13 protein-coding genes are annotated in these 15,321 nt (G+C 72.6%); 4 read left to right on the plus strand and 9 right to left on the minus strand.

Features of this window, described 5'->3' with window-relative positions:
• The first annotated feature begins 13 nt into the window (after positions 1-13).
• Complete coding sequence (locus AVP42_RS11650; RefSeq protein WP_067949219.1) at positions 14-1,882, plus strand: dynamin family protein; 1,869 nt, start codon at positions 14-16, stop codon at positions 1,880-1,882.
• Positions 1,879-3,543, plus strand: coding sequence for a dynamin family protein (locus tag AVP42_RS11655; RefSeq protein ID WP_067949221.1), 1,665 nt, complete (start codon positions 1,879-1,881; stop codon positions 3,541-3,543). The genes AVP42_RS11650 and AVP42_RS11655 overlap by 4 nt, the downstream gene beginning before the upstream one ends.
• A gap of 429 nt (positions 3,544-3,972) precedes the next feature.
• Here AVP42_RS11655 and AVP42_RS11660 read toward each other — a convergent pair whose 3' ends face one another.
• The 6 genes from AVP42_RS11660 to AVP42_RS11685 all read right to left on the minus strand — a co-directional run bounded on the left by AVP42_RS11660 (position 3,973) and on the right by AVP42_RS11685 (position 8,449).
• Positions 3,973-4,779, minus strand: a complete 807-nt coding sequence (locus tag AVP42_RS11660) for an SseB family protein (RefSeq protein WP_067949222.1) — start codon at positions 4,777-4,779, stop codon at positions 3,973-3,975.
• Positions 4,763-5,509 carry a bifunctional 1-(5-phosphoribosyl)-5-((5-phosphoribosylamino)methylideneamino)imidazole-4-carboxamide isomerase/phosphoribosylanthranilate isomerase PriA gene (priA, locus tag AVP42_RS11665; protein WP_067949224.1) on the minus strand — a complete coding sequence of 249 codons (747 nt, stop codon included), beginning with the start codon at positions 5,507-5,509 and terminating at the stop codon, positions 4,763-4,765. Before priA ends, AVP42_RS11660 begins: the two co-directional genes overlap by 17 nt.
• Positions 5,510-5,611: 102 nt before the next feature.
• Positions 5,612-6,250 carry an imidazole glycerol phosphate synthase subunit HisH gene (gene hisH / locus AVP42_RS11670; protein ID WP_067949226.1) on the minus strand — a complete coding sequence of 213 codons (639 nt, stop codon included), beginning with the start codon at positions 6,248-6,250 and terminating at the stop codon, positions 5,612-5,614.
• The gene (gene hisB, locus AVP42_RS11675; protein ID WP_067949228.1) at positions 6,247-6,861 is read right to left on the minus strand and encodes an imidazoleglycerol-phosphate dehydratase HisB; all 615 of its coding nucleotides are present in this window, start codon (positions 6,859-6,861) and stop codon (positions 6,247-6,249) included. Before hisB ends, hisH begins: the two co-directional genes overlap by 4 nt.
• A gap of 44 nt (positions 6,862-6,905) precedes the next feature.
• Positions 6,906-8,003, minus strand: coding sequence for a histidinol-phosphate transaminase (locus AVP42_RS11680; protein WP_067949229.1), 1,098 nt, complete (start codon positions 8,001-8,003; stop codon positions 6,906-6,908).
• Between the two features lie 68 nt (positions 8,004-8,071).
• Positions 8,072-8,449, minus strand: coding sequence for a LysM peptidoglycan-binding domain-containing protein (locus AVP42_RS11685; protein WP_082847207.1), 378 nt, complete (start codon positions 8,447-8,449; stop codon positions 8,072-8,074).
• Positions 8,450-8,704: 255 nt separating this feature from the next.
• On the opposite strand from AVP42_RS11685, the gene lexA reads away from it, so the two are divergent.
• Positions 8,705-9,397 carry a transcriptional repressor LexA gene (lexA, locus tag AVP42_RS11690; protein ID WP_369798143.1) on the plus strand — a complete coding sequence of 231 codons (693 nt, stop codon included), beginning with the start codon at positions 8,705-8,707 and terminating at the stop codon, positions 9,395-9,397.
• Between the two features lie 96 nt (positions 9,398-9,493).
• Here the strand turns inward: lexA and metE are convergent, their stop codons facing one another.
• The 3 genes from metE to hflX all read right to left on the minus strand — a co-directional run bounded on the left by metE (position 9,494) and on the right by hflX (position 14,634).
• The gene (metE, locus tag AVP42_RS11695; protein ID WP_067949233.1) at positions 9,494-11,839 is read right to left on the minus strand and encodes a 5-methyltetrahydropteroyltriglutamate--homocysteine S-methyltransferase; all 2,346 of its coding nucleotides are present in this window, start codon (positions 11,837-11,839) and stop codon (positions 9,494-9,496) included.
• Positions 11,836-12,864, minus strand: coding sequence for a methylenetetrahydrofolate reductase (locus AVP42_RS11700; protein ID WP_369798144.1), 1,029 nt, complete (start codon positions 12,862-12,864; stop codon positions 11,836-11,838). The genes metE and AVP42_RS11700 overlap by 4 nt, the downstream gene beginning before the upstream one ends.
• Positions 12,865-13,104: 240 nt before the next feature.
• Positions 13,105-14,634: a GTPase HflX gene (hflX, locus tag AVP42_RS11705; protein ID WP_067949235.1), complete on the minus strand. Its 1,530-nt coding sequence runs from the start codon at positions 14,632-14,634 to the stop codon at positions 13,105-13,107.
• A 41-nt stretch (positions 14,635-14,675) separates the two neighbouring features.
• Here hflX and AVP42_RS11710 point away from each other — a divergent pair, with 41 nt between their 5' ends.
• A complete protein-coding gene (locus tag AVP42_RS11710; RefSeq protein ID WP_067949237.1) occupies positions 14,676-15,287 on the plus strand; it encodes a class I SAM-dependent methyltransferase in 612 nt (203 codons plus the stop codon).
• Positions 15,288-15,321: the final 34 nt, after the last annotated feature.

Below are 15,321 nucleotides of genomic sequence, written 5' to 3' on the forward strand. Positions count from 1 at the left end.
GGGAAGTGCAACGGTGCAGCAGCTCATCGAACTCGTGGACCGGGGCATCGCCCTCGCTGGAACCGGAGACCGGCCCGACCTGCGCCGACGTCTGGAGCAGACCCGCGAACGACTCCGCGACCCGAACATCCGGGTCATGGTCGTGGGCGAGTTCAAGCAGGGCAAGAGCCAGTTGATCAACGCCCTCGTGAACGCCCCGGTCTGTCCGGTCGACGACGACATCGCGACCGCCGTGCCCACCACCATCCGCTACGGCGAGCGCGCGTCGGCCTCGGTTCTGTCGACCGGCGCGATCGGCGGCACGCTCGAGGCCGACGGACGCTCTCAGCGCACCGAGATCCCGATCACCGAGCTGGCGAGGTACGTGTCCGAGCGCGGGGGCCGGGGCACCGAGACGGATGTCGCCGCGGCCGAGGTCGTGCTCCCGCGCAAGCTCCTGAAGAGCGGGCTCACGCTCATCGACTCCCCCGGCGTCGGCGGGCTCAACTCGGCCCACGCGATCACGACGCTCGCGACGCTGCCCTCGGCGCACGCCATGCTGTTCGTCTCGGACGCCTCGCAGGAGTTCACCGAGCCGGAGATCCAGTTCCTCCGCCACGCCATGCGCATCTCGCCGAACGTCGCGTGCGTGCTCACGAAGATCGACCTGTATCCGCAGTGGCGCCAGGTGGAGGAGCTCGACCGCGGGCACTTGGCCTCGATCGACCCGGACATCCCGATCTTCCCGATCTCCTCGAACCTGCGACTTACGGCGCTGCAGGGGTCGGATGCCGAGCTCAATGCGGAGTCCGGGTTCACCGAGCTGATCGCGTACCTGCGGCGCGACGTCGTCGGCAAGGCCGAACTGCTCCAGCGTCGATCCGCCGCGGCGGACCTGGTGTCGACGACCGAGCACCTGCGGCTGTCGATCGACTCGGAGTTGAGCGCCCTGCTGAGCCCGGAGAAGACGCCGGAGATCGTCGCGAAGCTCGAGACGACGAAAGCGCGGGCCGATGAGCTGCGCCGCAATTCCTCGCGCTGGCAGACGACCCTCAACGATGGCGCCACCGACCTCATCGCCGACATGGAGCACGACCTCCGTGATCGGCTGCGCACCATCCAGAGAGAGGCCGAGGAGTCCATCGACGAGGGCGATCCCGGGCCCGTCTGGGACGAACTCGTGGACTGGTTCGAGCAGCGCGTCTCGTCGGCGGTCACCGACACGTTCGTGTGGACCCAGGAGCGCGCGCAGTGGCTCTCGGCGAAGGTGGCGCGCCACTTCAACGAGGAAGAGGTCACCCTCCCCCAGATCCACGTGGACGACACGCACGAGGTGCTCGACGCCGTCGACGACATGTCGGAACTCGATCCGGGCCGCCTCGGGCCGATGCAGAAGTTCTACATCGGACTCCGCGGCTCCTACGGCGGCGTGCTCATGGTGGGCATCATCACGAGCATCGTGGGCATGTCGCTGATCAATCCGCTCTCGCTGGCGGCGGGCGCGGTGATCGGACGCAAGGCCTACAAGGAGGATGTCGAGAACCGGCTGCAGCGTCGCCGCGCCGAGGCGAAGAACCTCATCCGCCGGCAGGTCGACGAGATCATCTTCCAGGTGGGCAAGCAGCTCCGCGACCGCCTCCGGCTCGTGCAGCGCATCACCAGGGACCACTTCACCGCCATCGCCGAGGAGCACCACCGGTCCCTCGCGGACTCGGTGCTCGCGGCCCAGAAGGCCGCGAACATGTACGCGAGCGACCGGGACCGTCGCATCCAGCAGCTGCGCGCCGATCTCAAGCAGGTCGATGCGCTGTCGAGCAGGGCGAAGTCGATCGAGGGCGTCGAAGCCTCGAACCGCGCGCGGCACGCCGCGTCGTCCGCGGCGGCCGGGGGTGGCCCGGCGTGAGCTCGCGCCTCCTCGACCAGGCGGACGACCTCCTCGAACTCGCGGCGGAGCACTGCGCGGGAGACGCCGTCGCGCTCGCCCGCATCCGGGAGCAGCGCGCACGTCTCCACGAGCCGCTGCGCGTTGCCATCGCGGGCATGGTCAAGGCGGGCAAGTCGACGCTGCTGAATGCCGTGATCGGCGAGGAAATTGCACCGACCGACGCGGGCGAGTGCACCAAGGTCATCGTCTGGTACCGGCATGGCGCCGCGCCGAGCATCACGGTGCACCTGCGCGACGGAGGGACCCGGAGCCTGCCCGTCCGCCGGGTCGACGGGCGGCTCGTCATCGACCTGGAGCCGTCGACGCCCGACGAGGTCGAGCGCGTGATCGTCGAGTGGCCGTCCGGCCGCCTCGAAGACGTCACGCTCATCGACACGCCCGGCATCGCGTCGCTCTCCTCGGACATCTCCGCCCGCTCTGCGGCGTTCCTCACCCCGGATGCCACGCCGTCCGAGGCCGACGCGGTCATCTACCTGACGCGCCACATGCACTCGGCGGACGTCGGCTTCCTGTCCGCCTTCCACGACCCGGCGGTCGCGCGATCGGGCACGGTGAACGCGATCGCCGTCCTCTCCCGCGCCGACGAGATCGGGGCGGGCCGGATCGATGCGCTCCTGTCGGCACGCTCCATCGCCGAGCGCTACCGGACGGACGGCTCGCTGCGTTCGCTCGCGCTCGACGTCGTGCCGATCGCCGGACTGCTGGCCCAGTCGGCCCGCACGCTCCGCGAGCACGAGTTCGACGCCCTCCGCCGGTTGGCGCGTCTGGGACGGACCGACCGCGAGCGCATCCTCGTGTCGGTGGACCGGTTCGTCCGCGAGGACGCACCCATCGACGTGGCCGTGGACGAACGGCGGAACCTCCTCCAGCGCTTCGGGATGTTCGGCATCAGGATGGCCGCGGTCTCCATCCGGTCGGGACACCACGACGCGACCGCGCTGGCGGACGAGCTCTACCGGCGCTCCGGCATGGACGACCTCATCCACCTGGTCGGCGGGCAGTTCCGGGCGCGGTCGGACGCGCTGAAGGTCCGCTCGGCGCTGGCGGCGCTGCGCGCGCTGCTCGAGGAACGTCCGCCGGCTGCGGCATCCCTCATCGAACGGTCGGTCGAACGCCTCGAATCGAACGCGCACGAGCTACGGGAACTCGCCCTGCTGTCGGCGGCGCGCACGGCGGGGCTCGGTCTCGGCCGTGCGGAGACCGCCGAGGCGGAGCGGCTGATCGGTGCCGGAGGCACGAGCGTCGAGGACCGGTTGGGTCTGCCGCCCGATGCCCCGCGCGAAGACGTGCACCGAGCGGCGACGGCGGCGCTGCAGCGCTGGCGCGCCCTCGCCGGCAGTCCCCTCCTCGATCGTTCCGCGGCCGAGGCCTGCGACGTGGTGACCCGCAGCTGCGAGGCGCTGGTGGTCGCCGCCGGTCCGGCGTCAGTCGAGCGCCGCCGGCTGCACCTCGCCCGCAGTCCGGAACCAGTGCCCGGCACCGGGGAACATCCCGGCGACCCACCCGGCCAGGGCCAGCGCGAACCCGCCGAGGAGCAGCACCTCGACGAGGATGCCGAACTCGGCAACCGTGAGGAAGGCGCTCCCGACGAGCGCCACGCCGGCGTGCACCACGAGTAGGACGAGCTGCCCCCAACGCGCGCCGCCGCGCCGGTTGAGGATCATGGCGAGGAGGATCGCCTCCACCGTGACGACCACGCCGATCCCCGCGAGGCAGACCCAGTAGATGACGTCGACGAGCGTGGACACCTCCGCCTCGTCGTACCCCGGGGAAAGGCGGAGCATCGTCTCCTCGAGCTCGGTCGAGATCGACTCCTGCGACAGGAACGCGATCAGCATGGTCGCGGCGGACAGGGTGAAGCTGAAGAGCCACAGGACGCGCGAGGTCTTCACCGACCGCGGCGGCGGCACCGCCTTGATGACCGGCGGACGCCGCTCGTCGACGAGGCTCGGCCGCTCGGGCGGAGCCGGCTCGTCGGCGCTGCCGCGCGCATCGTCGGTCTGCGGTGGACGCTCGTTCCCCCCGGAGGCGTCGGTCATGTCGTCAGCCTACGGCAGGCTCCCCGGCGACGGGGGCTCCGCCACGTCGCCCGTCAGTCGCACGGTGAGCGAATCCACGCCGGTGGCGATCGCGTCATCCGCCGCCCATCGGCGCGCGAGCCGCGTGGTGACGGCGTCGAGCTCGGCGCGCGTGAGGCCGGCCACGAGCCGCAGTCTGACGACCAGCTCGGGGCCACGCAGCCGCGCGTCCGCGTCGCCGGCCAGGAGGTCGACCCCGACCACGGCGAGTTCCCCGGACACCGAGCGCTCGAACGCCTCGCGAACGTCCGCCGATTCGAACGGCGGTCGCCACGGCTGCTGCTGCGCGACCGCCCAGACCGCGGGTCGGCGCAGGACGAACTCGGTGGGGCTTCCGGGATCGAGCACGACGAGCTCGGTGCCGTCGTCGGCGGCCGCCAGCGCGACGCGCACGCCGTCCGCCGGGACGGGCCGGGCCCCGGGGTTCCAGCGCGACATCGCCTCGACGGACCCGAACACGGGAAGGACGCGCCGACCGTCGGGGCCCTCGACCGTGACGATCGAGAGCTCCTGGCTCTTGTCGACCGCATGGCCGTGGGCGCCGACCTCGGTCCCGCCGTCGCCGAGCTCGGCGAGCAGCGGGATCAGCAGGCGCGAGCCGCCGAACGCGGCGACCACGTCGGCCTGCCCCCCGTCGCCCGAGCGGAAGCGCTCGAGCGCGGCCCCGAGTTCCGGCGGCATCCGCCCGTCATCGCCCGCATGCGGGTTCGACTGGAACGACCGGCCGGCCCACGGGCGCCCGGCCGAGTCGGCGGCAGGGTCAGTGGGATGCGACATCCAGCGCCTCGGGCAGCGTGAACGCGCCCGCGTAGAGGGCCTTGCCGATGATGGCGCCCTCGAGGCCCTGCGGCACGAGCTGGCGCAGCGCGGCGATGTCGTCGAGGCTCGAGACGCCGCCCGACGCGATGACGGGCCGGCGCGTGCGCTCCATGATCTGCTGGAGCAGCTCGAGGTTCGGCCCCTGCAGCGTGCCGTCCTTGGTGACATCCGTCACGACGTAGCGCGCCGCGCCCGCCTCCTCGAGGCGATCCATGACGTGCCAGAGGTCGCCGCCGTCCTTGGTCCAGCCGCGCGCCGCGAGCGTGTGCCCGCGAACGTCGAGGCCGATCGCGATGGCCTCGCCGTACTGCGCGATGACCGACGCCGCCCACTCCGGGTTCTCGAGGGCGGCCGTGCCGAGGTTGATGCGCTTGGCACCGATCGCGAGCGCGTGCTCGAGCGACCGGTCGTCGCGGATGCCGCCCGAGAGCTCGACGTTCACGCCGCGGACCTGCTTGATCACCTTCTTCAGGACCGAGGCGTTCGACCCGCGACCGAACGCGGCGTCGAGGTCGACGAGGTGGATCCACTCGGCGCCCTGGTCGGCCCAGTCCGCCGCGGCGTCCACGGGGTCGCCGTAGCTGGTCTCGGTGCCCGCCTCGCCCTGCGTCAGGCGGACCGCCTTGCCCCCTGCCACGTCGACTGCGGGAAGCAGTACCAGGCGGGGGCTCTTGCTGAACTCACTCATCACTGTCCTCGAATCGGATGCCGCGAGAATCGCGACTTCGGCACAGTCACAGCATCCTAGCCCGCTGCGTGCCGGTCATGACGAACCGAAGGCCCACCGCCGTCAGGCGAACGAGCCGATCCAGTTCGCGAGCAGTCGGATGCCGGCATCCGACGACTTCTCGGGATGGAACTGCGTGGCCGACAGCGGGCCGTTCTCGACCGCGGCGAGGAACCGCCCGCCGTGCTCGGCCCAGGTCAGCCTCGGCTGCGGGAACGGCGGCATGACGTCGAGGTGCCACTCCTGCGCGGCGTAGGAGTGCACGAAGTAGAAGCGCTCGCCCTCGAGTCCGCGGAACAGCACGGACCCCTCGTCGGGTCGGACCGTGTTCCACCCCATGTGCGGCAGCACCTCGGAGGGCAGCTCGCGCACGGTGCCCGGCCATTCGCCGAGCCCCTCGGTGTCGACGCCGCGCTCGACGCCGTGCTCGAACATCACCTGCATGCCCACGCAGATGCCGAGCACCGGGCGACCGCCGGCGAGGCGCCGGTCGATGAGCTCGTCGCCCCGGACGGCCCGGAGCCCGTCCATCACGGCCGCGAACGCGCCCACGCCGGGCACGAGCAGCCCGTCGGCCTCCATGACGGCGCGCCGGTCGGCGGTGAGCTGCACCTCCGCACCCGCGCGCTCGAGGGCCTTCGCGGCCGAGTGCACGTTGCCCGAGCCGTAGTCGAGCACCGCCACGCGAGGGGTGCGGCTCACAGCGCGCCCTTCGTCGAGGGGATGCCGCTCACGAGCGGATCGTGCGCCTTGGCCTGCCGGAACGCGCGTGCGAACGCCTTGAACTCGGCTTCGGCGATGTGGTGCGGGTCGCGCCCGCCCAGCACCGTCACGTGCACCGTGAGTCCCGCGTTGAACGTGATCGCCTCGAACACGTGCCGCACCATCGAGCCGGTGAAGTGCCCGCCGATGAGGTGGAACTCGTACCCGGCCGGCTCGCCCGTGTGCACGAGGTACGGCCGCCCCGAGATGTCGACCACGGCCTGGGCGAGCGCCTCGTCGAGCGGGACGAGCGCGTCGCCGTAGCGGGAGATGCCCCGCTTGTCGCCGAGCGCCTGCCGGATCGCGGTGCCGAGGACGATGGCAACGTCCTCCACGGTGTGGTGCACGTCGATCTCGATGTCGCCCTTCGCGCGCACGGTGAGGTCGGTCAGCGAGTGCTTCGCGAACGCCGTGAGCAGGTGGTCGTAGAACGGCACGGTGGTCTCGATGTCGCTGCGGCCGGTGCCGTCGAGGTCGATCGAGAGGTCGATGCTCGACTCGCTGGTCTCGCGCTGCACGCGCGCGGTGCGCGCGGGGCGGTCGGTGGTCATGCGGTCATCCTATTCAGGCAGCCCGTGCGATGCCCGGGCGGTGGTCAGGGGGTCGAAGCGGATGCAGCCGGCGCGAACGCCGCCATCGCCTCGAGGAACGCGGTCGTCTCCGCCTCGGTTCCCGCGGTGACTCGCAGGCAGCCGGGCAGCCCGATCTCGCGGATCAGGATGCCGCGCTCGAGCAGCGCCTCGAACACGGCGTGCGGGTCGTCCACGCCGCCGAACAGCACGAAGTTCGCGCCGCTGCGGTACGGCCGGTAGCCGAGCACCGTGAGTTCGCGGGTGATGCGATCGCGCTGGGCGCGGATCTCGTCGACCATCGCCAGCATCTCGTCGGCGTGGGCGAGCGCGCCGAGGGCGGCCGCCTGGGTGAGGGCCGACAGGTGGTACGGCAGGCGCACGAGCCGGAGCGCATCGATGACGGCGGGGTCGGCGGCGAGGTAGCCGACGCGGGCCCCGGCGAACGCGAAGGCCTTGCTCATCGTCCGCGAGACGAGCAGTCGCGGCCGACCGGGCAGCAGGGTCAGCGCGCTCGGCGACCCGGGATCGGCGAACTCCTGGTAGGCCTCGTCGACGACGACCACGCCGCGCGCCGCGTCGGCGACGGCCTCGATCGTCTCGAGGGTGAGCGGAGTGCCCGTGGGGTTGTTCGGCGAGCAGAGGAGGACGATGTCGGGGTCGTGGCGCTCGATGGCCGCGACGGCGGTCTCGGGGGTGAGCTCGAAGTCGGCGTCGCGGTCGGCGGTGATCCACCCGGTGCCGGTGCCCGACGCCAGAAGCCCGTACATCGAATACGTGGGGCCGAAGCCGAGCGCCGTGCGCCCGGGGCCGCCGAACGCCTGCAGGACGTGCTGCAACACCTCGTTCGACCCGTTCGCCGCCCAGAGCTGCTCGGGCGCGAGGCCGTGGCCGAGGTACTCGGCGAGTGCGACTCGGAGGCGACTGAACTCGCGGTCCGGGTAGCGGTTGAGTCCGATGATCGCGGCGGCGACCCGGGCGACGATGTCGTGGGCGACGTCCTCCGGGATCGGGTGGGTGTTCTCGTTGACGTTCAGCGCCACGGGCACGTGCTTCTGCGGCGCACCATACGGGGACTTGCCGCGCAGGTCGTCGCGGATGGGCAGGTCGTCGAGACTCGTCACCGATCAATGCTATCCGCGCGCCGATCCCGGAATGCCGAGTGCGACCGCGGGTGACGCGGCGCCCGGATTCAGTCGACGACGGGCAGCGCGAGTTCCTGACCGGGCTGGACCACCGCGGTCGCCAGGCCGTTCAGCCGCATGATCTCGAGGATCACCTCGCGGGGGTCCTCCGACGGGGCGACCGTCTCGGCGATGCCCCAGAGCGTGTCGCCCGCCCCGACGACGACCGTCTCGAAGGCCACCGGCGCGACCCCGTCGTCGATGCCCGCGACGGCACCGCCGGAGGACAGCGCCCCGACGAGCACGGCGATGACGATCGGCACGGCGGCGAGCCCGGTCAGGACGACCCGACCACGACGCGTCAGCCGGAGCCGCGTGCGCACGCCGCATGCGCCGAACGCCGGCACCGACGGACCACCGGTGGGGCCCATGACCACTGCACTCATTCCGCACCTCCTCGGGAGAGCCCGCATCCGGCCCTCGGCCGGGAGGGCCGGATGCGAAGCTGTGTTCCGAATATATCTTCGAACATTCGCACCTGCAAGGACCGTGGGTGGGAGTTTCGGCCCCGAATCGCGCGACACACTCGAACGGATGTTTGTCGCGAGCGCATCAGGCGGATACAGTTTCGAATGTCCGACGACAGTCGAACACCGACCACCGACATCCGGGCCACGGCGGCCCCGACGAGAGGCCACGACGTGAGCATCGACATCGACCGGGCACCGGGCGCGAGCGGTCGATCGCGGCGGCGCAAGGGGCTGAGCGCCAAGCAGCTGGCCATCCTCGAGGTCATCCGCGGGTCGGTCGCCGAACGCGGCTATCCGCCGAGCATGCGCGAGATCGGCGACGCGGTCGGCCTGTCGTCGCTCTCGAGCGTCACGCACCAGCTCAACCAGCTCGAGCTCGCCGGCTACCTGCGCCGCGACCCCAACCGTCCGCGTGCGCTCGAGATCCTCATCGACGCCCCGGGCACCGAGTCGCGCCAGCCCACGGTCGCCGAGGCGCCGTCGGTCGGCGACGCCACGATGGTGCCGCTCGTCGGGCGCATCGCCGCGGGCGTGCCGATCACGGCCGAGCAGCAGGTCGAAGAGGTGTTCCCGCTCCCCCGCCAGCTCGTCGGCAAGGGTGAGCTGTTCATCCTCAAGGTCGTCGGCGACTCGATGATCGATGCCGCGATCTGCGACGGCGACTGGGTCGTCGTGCGCTCGCAGCCGACGGCCGAGAACGGCGAGATCGTCGCGGCGATGCTCGACGGCGAGGCGACCGTCAAGGTCTTCCGCCAGCGCGACGGCCACACCTGGCTGCTCCCCCGCAACACGGCGTTCGAGCCGATCCTCGGCGATCAGGCCGAGGTGCTCGGCAAGGTCGTGGCGGTCCTGCGGGCGGTCTGAGCTCCGACCCCTCCGACGTCGGTCACGGCCCGGCACCGGGCATGGCGAGGGGCGGATGCCGCAGCGCGCGCCGCGGCATCCGCCCCGCTGCTCCGCTCAGCCGGCGGTCGCGCCGACCGCGACCCCCTCGCGCACCGCGCGCGTGGCCTCGACGATGTTCGCGAGCGACGCCACCGTCTCGTCGTACCCGCGGGTCTTGAGCCCGCAGTCGGGGTTCACCCACAGGCGACCGGCCGGCACGCCGTCGACGGCGCGTTCGAGCAGCGAGCGGACCTCCTCGACGCTCGGCACCCGCGGCGAGTGGATGTCGTAGACGCCCGGGCCGACGCCGTGGTCGAAGCCGCTCGCGGCGAGGTCGTCGACGACCTCCATGCGGCTGCGCGCCGCCTCGATCGAGGTCACGTCGGCGTCCAGCTCGCGGATCGCGTCGATGACCACGCCGAACTCGGAGTAGCAGAGGTGGGTGTGCACCTGCGTCGCGGGCGCGGCGCCGCCCGTGGCCAGCCGGAACGAGCCGACCGACCAGTCGAGGTAGGCGGGCTGGTCGGCGCGCTTCAGCGGGAGCAGCTCCCGCAGGGCCGGCTCGTCGACCTGGATCACGCGGATGCCGGCGGCCTCGAGGTCGGCGATCTCGTCGCGCAGCGCGAGGGCCACCTGACGCGCGGTGTCGCCGAGCGGCTGGTCGTCGCGGACGAACGACCACGCGAGGATCGTCACGGGACCCGTGAGCATGCCCTTCACGGGCTTGCCCGACAGCGACTGCGCGTACGCCGACCACTCGACCGTCATGGGCGCCGGACGCGACACGTCGCCCCAGAGGATCGACGGGCGCGTGCAGCGCGAGCCGTACGACTGCACCCAACCGTGCTGCGTGACCGCGAAGCCGTCGAGCAGCTCGGCGAAGTACTGCACCATGTCGTTGCGCTCCGGCTCGCCGTGCACGAGCACGTCGAGGCCGAGGTCCTCCTGCAGGCGGATGACGCGCGCGATCTCCTCGCGCATGAGCTCGCGGTAGGCGGCATCCGTCAGCTCGCCCTTCACGAGCCGGGCGCGGGCGCGACGGATGTCGGCCGTCTGCGGGAACGATCCGATCGTCGTCGTCGGCAGCGCGGGCAGGTCGAGGTCCTCCTGCGCGGCGACGCGGGCCTCGTAGGCGGCGCGGGCGAAGGCTCCGGCGTCGAGGGCGGCGAGGCGGTCGCGGACCGCCGGCACGCGCACGCCCGGGGCGGCGGCGCGGTCGGCGAGGGCGACGGATGCCGCGTCGAGCTCGGCCGCGATCGCCTCGCGGCCCTCGGCGAGGCCGCGCGCGAGCACCGCGACCTGGGCGACCTTCTGGTCGGCGAACGCGAGCCAGCTCACGAGGCGGGCGTCCAGCGCGGACTCGTCCTCCACGTCGTGCGGCACGTGCAGCAGCGACGTCGACGTCGACACGGCGACGGAGCCGGAACGCGACCGGAGCGCCTCCGCGCGCTCGAACGCGCGCTCGAGGTCGCCGCGCCAGATGTTGTGGCCGTCGACGACGCCCGCGACCAGGGCCTTCCCGGCGAGCGCCTCCTCGGTCACCGCGTCGAGCCGGTCCGGCAGGTCGCCGCGGACCAGGTCGAACCCGATCGCCTCGACCGGGGTCGACGCGAGCGCGGGCAGGGCGTCGTCGAGCGACCCGTACGGAGCGGCGACGAGGATCGCCGGGCGGTCGTCGCGCGCGCCGAGCGCGTCGTAGGCGATCCCGACCGCCTCGAGGACCCGTTCGCGCGGTTCGTCGAGGCTCTCGCTCACGAGGGCGGGCTCGTCGAGCTGCACCCACTCGGCACCCGCGCGGGCGAGCTCGTCGAGGAGCCGCTCGTACACGGGCACCAGGTCGGCCAGGCGATCGATGGGGCGGAAGCCCTCGGGCGCGTCATCCGCCGCCTTGGCCAGGAGCAGGAAGGTCACCGGGCCGACGAGCACCGGCCGGGTCGCGAAGCCGCCCTCGCGGGCCTCGCGGACCGGCGCCACGAGCGCCTCCACGTGGGGCGCGAACGCCGTGTCGGGGCCGATCTCGGGCACGAGGTAGTGGTAGTTCGAGTCGAACCACTTCGTCATCTCGAGTGGCGCGTCGGCGCCCTCGCCGCGCGCGACGGTGAAGTAGCCGGCGAGGTCGAGGCGCCCGTCGGCGTCGAGCAGCCGGTGGAAGCGCGCGGGGATCGCGCCGACCGCGACCGCGGCGTCGAGCACCTGGTCGTAGTACGAGAAGCTCTCGGGGATCGCCGAGTCGGTGCGGCCGAGGCCGAGCGCGGCGAGTCGCTCGCGCGTGGCGGCGCGGAGCCCGGCGGCGGTGCGCTCGAGCTCGTCGGCGTCGATGCGGCCGGCCCAGAACGCCTCGACGGCGTGCTTGAGCTCGCGGCGCCGCCCGATGCGGGGGTAGCCGAGGATGGTTCCGGCGGGGAAGGCGGGTGCGGTCATCGTTCTCTCGTGTTCCTCTCGGTGCCCGCGTGGGCGGGGGTTCGGATGCCGAGCCGGTCCAGGACGGCGAGCACGGCCTCGTGGCGGTTGAAGGTGTACAGGTGCAGACCGGGTGCGCCGCCGTCGAGGACCTCGCGGGCGAGGTCGGCGGCGAAGTCGACCCCGAGGTCGAACAGCGCGTCGGCGTCGGGCTCGATCTCGAGCGGGATCGCGAGCTCGCTCGGCGCGGGCACGCCCGTGAGCTCCTGCAGGCGGGACAGCCGTCCCGGCGTGGTGACGGGCATGATGCCCGGCAGGATCGGGATGGTCACGCCGCCGGCGCGGGCGCGCTCGACGAAGCCGAAGTAGTCGTCGGCGTGCCAGAACAGCTGGGTGATCGCGAGGTTGGCGCCCGCGACCTCCTTGGCGAGGAGCACGTCGACGTCCTGCCCGATCCCGCGCGATCGCGGGTGCCCGGTCGGGAACGCCGCGACGGCGACCCGCTCCGGACGCGGGCGGTCGAGGATGCGGGTCGCCCCGGGGATCCCGGGGATCCCGACCTGACCGAACGGCTCACGCTCCTCCTGCACCCGGTGGATGAGCTGCACGAGCTCGGCCGCGCTCCGCAGGTCGCCGAGACCCGTGTCCGGTCCGGCGCCCGCGGGCGGGTCGCCCCGCAGCGCGAGGAAGCTCGTCACCCCGGCATCGAGGAACTCGCGCACGAGCCGGTTCGCCTCGGCGTGGCTCGAGCCGACGCACGTGAGGTGCGCCATCGGCTCGACGTCGGTGTGCTCGAGCATGTACCGCAGCACCGTGAGCGACCGGTCGCGGGACGACCCGCCGGCTCCGAACGTCACGGAGATGAACACCGGGTCGACCTCGGCGAGCCGGTCGATGGTGCGGCCGAGCGCGAGCGCGGCGGCGTCGGTCCGCGGCGGGAACAGCTCGAACGAGATCGGCGGCCGAGGCCGACGGTCGCCGTCGTCGGGTCCGGTTCCGGTCATGGTGCTCCAGGTGACGGATGCCGCACCGGTCGGTCGAAGCACGGCACGCCGCGCCCGACCGGCCGTCACGGCGGGTGGGTCTCGCGGGCGGGTGCCGGGCTCGGCGGTCGCTCCAGGCGGGCGGCATCCGGCCGCTCGCCACGATCTGGTGCGACGATACGCCCGGCACGCGGCATCCGCCCGGGTTGTTACGACGCGTGACCGATCGGCCCCGCATCGCCGCCGACACGACGACGGCCCGGTCGACGCGATGGTCGAACCGGGCCGTCGGGTGAGCGGATGCTACGCGAGCGCGCCCATGCGGAACTCCGCGAGCTGCGCGGCCTGCTCGGGCGAGGCGAGCGCGCGGATGCGCGTGCCGTCCTCGACGTACTCGGTCGAGAGCACGCGGCCGGTCTCGTGGAGCGTGGACACGATGTCGCCCCGGTCGTAGGGCACGAGCAGGTCGACCTCGACGGCCGGATCGGGCAGCATGCGGCTGATCGCCTCGAGCACCTCGGCGACGCCCTCGCCCGTTCGCGCGGAGGCGAACACGGCGTTCGGCTCGAGCCCCTGCAGCACGAGGCGGTCCTCGGGCGTGATGAGGTCGGCCTTGTTGAAGACCACGAGCTCGGGGATGTCGCGCGCACCGACCTCGCCGATGACGTCGCGGACGGTCGCGATCTGGCTCGCCGGGTCGGGGTGGGCGGCGTCGACGACGTGCACCACGAGGTCGGCGTCCGCGACCTCCTCGAGGGTCGACCGGAACGCCTCGACGAGCTGGTGCGGCAGGTTCCGCACGAAGCCGACCGTGTCGGCGATCGTGTAGACGCGGCCGTCGGCCGTCGTGTTGCGACGCACGGTGGCGTCGAGCGTGGCGAACAGGGCGTTCTCGACGAGCACGCCCGCGCCGGTGATGCGGTTCAGCAGGCTGGACTTGCCCGCGTTGGTGTACCCGGCGATCGCGACCGACGGCACCGCGTTGCGCTTGCGGTTGGCCCGCTTGGCGTCGCGCGCCGGCTTCATGCCCGCGATCTGCTTGCGCAGTCGCGCCATGCGCGAGTGGATGCGGCGGCGGTCGAGCTCGATCTTCGTCTCACCGGGACCACGGGAGCCCATGCCCGCACCGGCGCCGCCGACCTGGCCGCCGGCCTGCCGCGACATCGACTCACCCCAGCCGCGGAGGCGCGGGAGCAGGTACTCGAGCTGCGCGAGCTCGACCTGGGCCTTGCCCTCGCGGCTCTTGGCGTGCTGACTGAAGATGTCGAGGATCACGGCCGTGCGGTCGATCACCTTCACCTTGACCGCGTCCTCGAGCGCACGCCGCTGGCTCGGCGCGAGCTCGGTGTCGGCGACGACCGTGTCGGCGCCCAGCGCGGCCACGATGTGCCGGAGCTCCTCGGTCTTGCCGCGCCCGAGGTAGGTCGAGGGGTCGGGGTGCGGGCGGCGCTGCAGCACGCCGTCGAGCACGCGGGCTCCCGCGGTCTCGGCGAGCGCCGAGAGTTCGCGCAGCGAGTTCTCGGCGTCCTCGAGGGAGCCCTGGGCGTAGACGCCGATGAGCACCACGTTCTCGAGCCGCAGCTGCCGGTACTCGACCTCGGTGACGTCCTCGAGCTCGGTCGAGAGGCCGCCCACGCGGCGGAGCGCCGCGCGCTCCTCGCGGTCGTACTGCTCGCCGTCGTAGCCGTCGCCGTCGCCCGGCCGGTCGAGGCCGTCGCGCTGGATGGCGGTGGCGTCGCCGCCGCCGAAGCGTGCGATGCCGGCGCGCGTCTCGGCGCTGCGCAGCACGCGCTCGACGGCGTCGTCGGAGGTCTCGTGTGCAGCGTCGTTCATCTGGTCCAGCCTACTTCCGTTCGTGCGATAGGTTCCCGTGTATGCCGCAGGAGCAGTACTTCTCGTCGAAGCCCGCCGACGACGGCTCGCTCCGCACCATCCCCGTCCGCCTCGCCGGTCGCGACGTCGAGGTGCTCACCGCGGGCGGCGTGTTCAGTCCGGGCCACGTCGACGCCGGCACGCAGGTGCTGCTCGACGAGGTGCCCGAGCCTCCGGCATCCGGCCACCTGCTCGACCTCGGGTCGGGATGGGGGCCGGTGGCGATCACCCTCGGGTTCGAGTCGCCGGATGCCACGGTGTGGGCCGTCGACGTCAACGAGCGGGCGCTCGACCTCGTGCGTCGGAACGCCCGGCGTCTCGGCCTCGTCAATGTCAACGCCGTGATGCCCGACGATGTTCCCGACGACGTCCGCTTCGCGGCGATCTGGTCGAACCCGCCGATCCGGATCGGCAAGGCCGAGCTGCACGCGCTGCTCCGGCGGTGGCTGCCGCGCCTCGACGTCGGCGCGACCGCGTGGCTGGTCGTGCAGAAGCACCTCGGCTCGGACTCGTTGCAGCGCTGGCTGGCCGAGGAGTTCGGCGACGGGTGGACCGTGGCGCGGGCCGCCTCGTCCAAGGGCTTCCGGATCCTGACGGTCACGCGCGACGCCTGACGGTCGCGTCGGGCGGGCGGGCGGCGAGCCGCCG

It is taken from the genome of Agromyces sp. NDB4Y10 (genome assembly GCF_001620055.1).
In the GTDB taxonomy this organism is placed as follows: domain Bacteria; phylum Actinomycetota; class Actinomycetes; order Actinomycetales; family Microbacteriaceae; genus Agromyces; species Agromyces indicus.